Here is a 6335-nt window from a genome sequence, read left to right on the forward strand (position 1 = left end):
GGTTCGAGTGCCGTACTCGCGGCGCCACCTCCATCACCGGGTCTCCCGCCGCCGCGAGTACGGCACTCGAACCCTTCCACGGGCAACACCAGAGCGGGATCGCGACGACGCCGCAGACGTACGCCGCCTTCCTCGGCCTGGACCTCCGTACCGGCGTCGACAAGGAGGCGCTCGGGCGGCTGATGAGGCTGCTCACGGACGACGCCCGCCGCCTGACCCAGGGACGGCCGGCGCTGGCCGACGTCGAACCCGAGCTCGCCGCCGATCCCGCCCGGCTGACCGTCACGTTCGGCTTCGGGCCGGGGCTGTTCACGGCGGCGGGGGTCGAGCACCTGCGGCCCGAGACCGTGGCGCCCCTTCCCGCGTTCAGCATCGACCGGCTGGAGAAGCAGTGGACCGGCGGTGATCTGCTGGTGCACATCGGCGCCGAGGACGGAGTCACGCTCGCGCACGCCCTCCGCATGATCGTGAAGGACGCGCGGGCCTTCGCCAAGGTGCGCTGGACCCAGCGGGGCTTCCGCAGGAGCCCGCAGGTCCAGGCTCCGGGGACGACGCAGCGGAACCTGATGGGCCAGCTCGACGGGACCGTCAACCCCGTGCCGGGGACGGCGGACTTCGATCGCGCGGTCTGGATCGGCGACGGACCCGAGTGGCTGCGCGGCGGGACGACGCTGGTGCTGCGCCGTATCCACATGGAACTGGAGACCTGGGACGCCGCCGACCGGGTGGCCAGGGAGTTCAGCGTGGGACGCCGCCTCGACACCGGCGCGCCCCTCACCGGCCACGCCGAGCACGACGAGGCGGACTTCGAGAAGCTCGGCGCGGCCGGGTTCCCCGTCATCTCGGAGTACGCCCACATCAGGCGGGCGCACGTTCAGGATCCCGGCATGCGGATCTTCCGCAGGACGTACAACTACGACGAGGGGATCACCTCCGACGGGAAGTCCTCCTCCGGGCTGCTGTTCGCGTCGTACCAGGCCGACATCACCCGGCAGTTCGTCCCCATCCAGCGGAAGCTGGCGGAGGCGGACCTGCTGAACGAGTGGACCGTCCCGATCGGCTCGGCCGTCTTCGCGATCCCGCCCGGTTGCGCGCCGAACGGGTGGGTGGGCGACGGTCTCCTCGGCTGAGACGCGCGGTTCCCGCCGGGGCACGACCTCTAGATCCAGCCCTGCCGGGAAGCCTGCACGCCGAGCTGGAAGCGCGTCTGAGCGCCGAGGATCTCCTGGAGCCTGGCGATCCTGCGGGCGACGGTGCGCTCGCTGACCCCGAGTTCGCGGGCGATCGACTCGTCGGTGAGCCCGGCGCTCAGATAGCTGAGCAGCCGCCGCCCCTCGGTGGTCGGACGGGCGTCGAGGTCGTTGGTCTCCACGGTGGCGGCGAGCGGCACCGCCAGTCTCCAGAAGGACTCGAATATCCCGGCAAGTCCGGTCATGAGTCCCGACGGCTGGACCACGATGGCGTGACGCGCCTGCGGGTTCCCGACTCCGAAGATCAGAACGGCCTCACGGTCATCGCCGATGAGCATGTGGATGGAGATGTCGGGGAAGACCCGGGCCTGCTCGCCGGCCTCGACACAGGTGCGCAGGGCGGCCAGGGCGGCGGGCCTGCGCAGGATCTCGGCTCCGTAGACGGCCCGGATGGTGACGCCGCGGGCCAGCGCCTCAAGGGTGCCCGCCGCCACCCGCGGGGTCTCGGAGGGACGGCCGACCGGCCCGAGGACGAGTGCCCGCACCTCACGCTCCGCCCGGTCGAGCAGCCTGCGCTGTATCGCCGTCGTGCCTTCGGAGGTGGTGACGGCCTCGAGGTAGCGCGCCGACAGCTGATGATCGTGCCAGAACCTGGCCAGGATGGCGGCGCTCTCCCTGGCCATGAGGGCCTCACGCGTGTGGCGGTCGGCGTACGCCTCCAGAGCGCTGAGAGGGGGCAGCGGAGACGCATATCCGTCCGCGACGGTGACCAGCCCCAGGGACTCCAACTCGGCCAGCGCCTGACCGAGCTCTTCGCGCGGCGTGGGCAGGGCCTCCACGGGGCTCGGACCGGCCTCGGCCAGGGCGAAGTAGATGGCTTCCGCCGTGGGCGAGACGCCGAGTGCCTGTAACGGCTTCACCGTGTTGCTCACCTTTCCCCAAGCGGATCGAGGATCCAACCGCAGCTTCGCCTGAAACTCGAGCGGTTCCGGTCGCATGTCATATTCCGGACATGCCGGATCCTGACATATTTGGAATATTCACAATCCTTGTCAAGATCAGGAAACTTGCGCCAAGTGCTTTCATCTCGAAGGAGCCACCTTTGCGCAAGCCTTTGGCCCTGCTGGCCGCCGCCGTTGTCGCCGCCACCTTCGCGATCAGCGCCCCGGTCTCGGCGCAGGCAACCTCCCCCACCGCCGCCCTCGAGGGCGCCATCAACTCCCTGCACGTCGACGACGCCACCAAGGCCCGCTACCTCGAGAGCGTCAAGGCCCTGCCGGCCGACTGGCAGGAGCGCGCCGCACGGTTCAAGGCCAGGCTCGGCGTCACCGACTCGGCCTGGAACGACGTGGCGCGCAGCGCCATCGACCCGAACGACTACCAGTGCGGCGACACCACGCTGACCGCGTGGCTCGACGCCCGGCTCGAGGGCGCGGACTTCGGCACGATCCTGATCGTCGTGCTGCTCGGCGGCCTGGACGTTCCCGCCTACGACGCGCTGCTCTTCAAGTCGGCCGACGAGCCGCAGAGCTACGGCGAGAACGGCGAGTACACCACGACCGTCACCCACGAGATGCGCGACCTGAAGCGGTTCTGGGACATCACGTCCGACGACATCCGCGACGTGGCGATGCACAGCGACGCGCTCAAGGATGTCGGCCGCACCGCCCGCGTCCTCGAGGTGCTGTGGGGCCTGCCCGCCGGTGGGGGCACGGGCCTGGCCGAGCTGCTGACCGAGACGCTGGCCGAGGATCCGGTGCTCAACGCGGACAACCCGATCTTCACCTTCAACGCCTTCGCCTTCACCGCGGAGGGAGACCCCGACCCGGTCGTGCAGGGCCTTCCCGACAAGATCGTCATGGGCGACGGCATCATGAAGGGCATGGCCGCGATCGGCCTGGGCGACGTGGCCACCAAGTCGATCCTGGCCCACGAGTTCGGCCACCACGTCCAGTACGAGGACAACCTCTTCGACAGTCCGCTCACCGGTCCCGAGGCCACCCGCCGTACCGAGCTCATGGCCGACGCCTTCGCCGGTTACTTCCTGACCCACAAGCGCGGCGGCACCCTGAACGCCAAGCGCCTGCTTCCCGCGGTTCAGTCCTTCTTCGAGGTGGGCGACTGCTCCTTCACCAGCGACGGTCACCACGGCACGCCGAACCAGCGGCTGGCCAGCTCCTCGTGGGCCGTCGACCTGTCCCAGGACGAGCAGAAGAAGGGCCACATCATGCCCTCGCTGACCTTCGCGAGCCTGTTCGACGCCCAGCTGCCGATCATCGTCAAGCCGGACGCCCAGTAGCCCGCTGACCTGAGGGGCCGGTCTTCGGACCGGCCCCTTTTCAGGACCGGAGCCGGGAGAGGAGCGCGGCGCTTCCCTCCTCCAGATGGCGCAGGCCGAGGCGACGGTGGAGTGCCACGGCCCGCTCCGCCTGCGCCACCGCCTCGCCGGTACGGCCCAACCGGGCCAGGAGCAGGGCCGCCACGTCGTGCATCGCCCCCCACGAGACCGCGCCTGTGCCCATGATGACGAACTGGTCGGCGATGGGCAGGACCTCGGCGAGCATCGCCTCGGGGTCGGGACGGCCCAGCTTCGTGGCGACCAGCGCCCACTGCCAGACCGTGAACTGCCACGCCCAGTCCCGCTCGATCCTGGTACCCCACTGGTCGACCATGCGGTGGGCGAGCTCCTCCTCGCCGGCCTCGACCGCCGCGAGGACTGCCGTGGGACGCAGCAGCCGGTGCGAGGGATCGGCGGCGAGCGCGGCCAGCTCGTCGAGGTGCACGCCGTGGCGGCCCCGCGCCCAGTCGAAGAAGAAGCGGCACAGTATGTCGATCGCGCCGGCACCCCACAGGCTGGTGCGATGGTGCCCCGTCACCGCCGTGCCGCCGAACCGTTCGACGTCGGCCCACCGGCCGTCGAGCAGCGCCCGCCCGGCCGCGGCGTAGTTGACCTGCGCCTTGATCTCCGGCATCCGGATCTCGTCGGTGATCCGCAGGCAGCGGGCGAGCTCCGCGTCGTACTCCGGGAACCGTCCCGACCTGAACAGCGACGGCATGCGCAACAACCGGGCGATCACCTCCCAGGCCAGCGGCAGCCGCGGCAGGGTCAGCATCTCCTCCACCGCGCGCAGCCGATCCTCCTCCCAGTCGGGAGTCCACGCGGCGACGGCGTAGTTGTTGAGCGTCCGGGCGAGCAGCAGATCGTCACCGATCCGCCGGGCCAGGGCCACCGCCTCGGCCGTGTACTGCCGCCCCTCGGCGCGGCGATCCCCGTAGTACAGCTCGACCCCGAGGGTGCCCAGCAGTTCCGCGCGCCGGACGTCGTTCACTCCCGTCGGCGCACCCTCCGTGCCCAGCGCGCCGGCCGCGGGGGCCAGCCGCCGGAGCTGCTGCTCCACCAGGGCGACCATGCGCTCGTCCACGACCCCGTACGCGCGCCAGTACCAGAGGGTCACGCCGCCGAAGACGGTGGCCGCCTCCACCACCGCGTCGTCGTCGCCCAGATCGGTCGCCAGAGCCACCGCCTCGTCCAACGCCACGCGGCCACCCACGACGTCTCCGGTCACCCGCCGTGCCCGGCCCAGCTCGATGAGCAGCGAGCAGCGCCGGGCGGTGAAGCCCATCCCCGCCGGATCCAACACGGCGAGCGCCTGCTCCCAGAAGAGGACCGCCTCGTCGTACGCGAGGTGGACGGCGGCCTGCCGCGCCGCCTCCGTGGCGTACGAGACGGCCTTCGCCGCACCGCCGACGCGCGCGGCGTTGCTGAAATGGTGCGCCAGCACGGGCAGCCGCGAGGACAGGTCACCCCGGTAGCGGTTCTCGATCGCCTCACCCACCCTGGCGTGGATCTGCGCCCGCTGGAGCCGGGTGAGCCCGGCGTAGAGGGCGTCCCTGACCAGGGCGTGCGAGAACCGGTAGTTCCAGCCGTCATCCGTCTCCGCCAGCAGGCCGGTCGCCACCGCCGGTTCGAGCAGCGTCATCATGCGCGCGGCTCCGATCCCCGTGGCGGCCTCCAGGACGTCCGCGTCGACGTCCTTGCCGATCACGGCGGCGGCGCGGAGCAGGGCCTGGGTGTCCTCGGGCAGCCGGTACACCCGCTGGGAGATGACGTCACGGACCCCGTCGGGTACCGCGATCGACCGTACGTCGTCGGCGGCCACGCTCCGCGCCGGGCGGTTGCTCGCGAGCAGGCGCAGCAACTCGCGGAGGAAGAGCGGGTTCCCGCCGGTCCGCTCGTGCAACGCCTCGGCGAGCGCGCGGTCGCGTTCGTACGCGGCGGTGATCGTGGACTCGCCCGTGCCTCTCAGGACCCTCGCACCGCGCACGTCGTCGGCGCTCACGGCACTGCTCACGGCGTCGGGATCGGTCTCCGCGCCGAGATCGGCCCCGGCGTCGGCGAGATAGTCCATGACCTGCTCGGGAGTGAACGCGCCGACGCTCATGCGTTCGGTGCCGCGATGGCGGGTGAGCTCCCCGAGCGCCTCGGCCAGCGGCGCCGCGGCGTCCGGCCCGTTCGGCCGCATGGTGACGAGCACGAGCAGGGGCAGCCGGTGCAGGTCGCCTCCGAGGAAGGTGAGCAGCTTCAGCGACGCCGCGTCCGCCCAATGGAGGTCGTCGATGATCAACATCAGCGGTCCGCTCTCGGCGCGGCGGGCCAGCGCCCGGCCGATGGCGTCGTGCAACAGGAACCGGGCCGTGTCCGGGTCCGTGACACCACTGGCCGCGCCGGTGCCCGCATCGCCCTCGCCGGTCAGGCTGCCGGCCAGGTCGGCCAGGTCGTCGCCGCCGTCGCGCAGGGCTTCCAGCACCTGGATCCAGGGCCAGAACGCGGGAGCGCCGCTTCCCTCCAGGCACCGGCTCCACGCCACGTCCACGCCGCGGCCCGCGGCCAGTTCGGCGGCCCCGTCGGCGAGCCGGGTCTTGCCGATGCCCGCCTCGCCGGTCACCAGCAGCAGTCCTCCCGAGCCGCGCCTGGCGTCGTCAAGCCGCTCGGCGATGCGGCGCAGGTGCGGCTCCCTGCCGACCAGGCGGGGTGGTTCGGCGGCTCCGGCCGCGCCTTCCACACCCGCTGCGCCCGCCCCGGCAGCGCCCGTCCCGGTTCCCGTCCCCGGCCCGTACTGCGGGGGAGGGCCGGCAGGCGCGGAC

General features: G+C 71.7%; 4 protein-coding genes. 2 read left to right on the forward strand and 2 right to left on the reverse strand.

From position 1 onward, the window contains the following. The coding region (locus IMZ11_RS41515; RefSeq protein ID WP_228648916.1) for a Dyp-type peroxidase at positions 1-1130 on the forward strand (1130 nt) is incomplete at its 5' end. A 29-nt stretch (positions 1131-1159) separates the two neighbouring features. On the opposite strand, the gene IMZ11_RS46550 is transcribed toward IMZ11_RS41515, so the two are convergent. Further along, positions 1160-2110: a helix-turn-helix transcriptional regulator gene (locus tag IMZ11_RS46550; protein ID WP_228648918.1), complete on the reverse strand. Its 951-nt coding sequence runs from the start codon at positions 2108-2110 to the stop codon at positions 1160-1162. Positions 2111-2292: 182 nt separating this feature from the next. Here IMZ11_RS46550 and IMZ11_RS41525 point away from each other — a divergent pair, with 182 nt between their 5' ends. Further along, positions 2293-3489 (forward strand): hypothetical protein, encoded by a 1197-nt coding sequence (locus IMZ11_RS41525; RefSeq protein ID WP_228648920.1) that lies wholly within the window; start codon positions 2293-2295, stop codon positions 3487-3489. Between the two features lie 40 nt (positions 3490-3529). Here the strand turns inward: IMZ11_RS41525 and IMZ11_RS41530 are convergent. Beyond that, the coding region (locus IMZ11_RS41530) for an AAA family ATPase (RefSeq protein WP_228648922.1) at positions 3530-6335 on the reverse strand (2806 nt) is incomplete at its 5' end.

This window comes from Microtetraspora sp. AC03309, assembly GCF_020826795.1.
Lineage (GTDB): Bacteria > Actinomycetota > Actinomycetes > Streptosporangiales > Streptosporangiaceae > Microtetraspora > Microtetraspora glauca.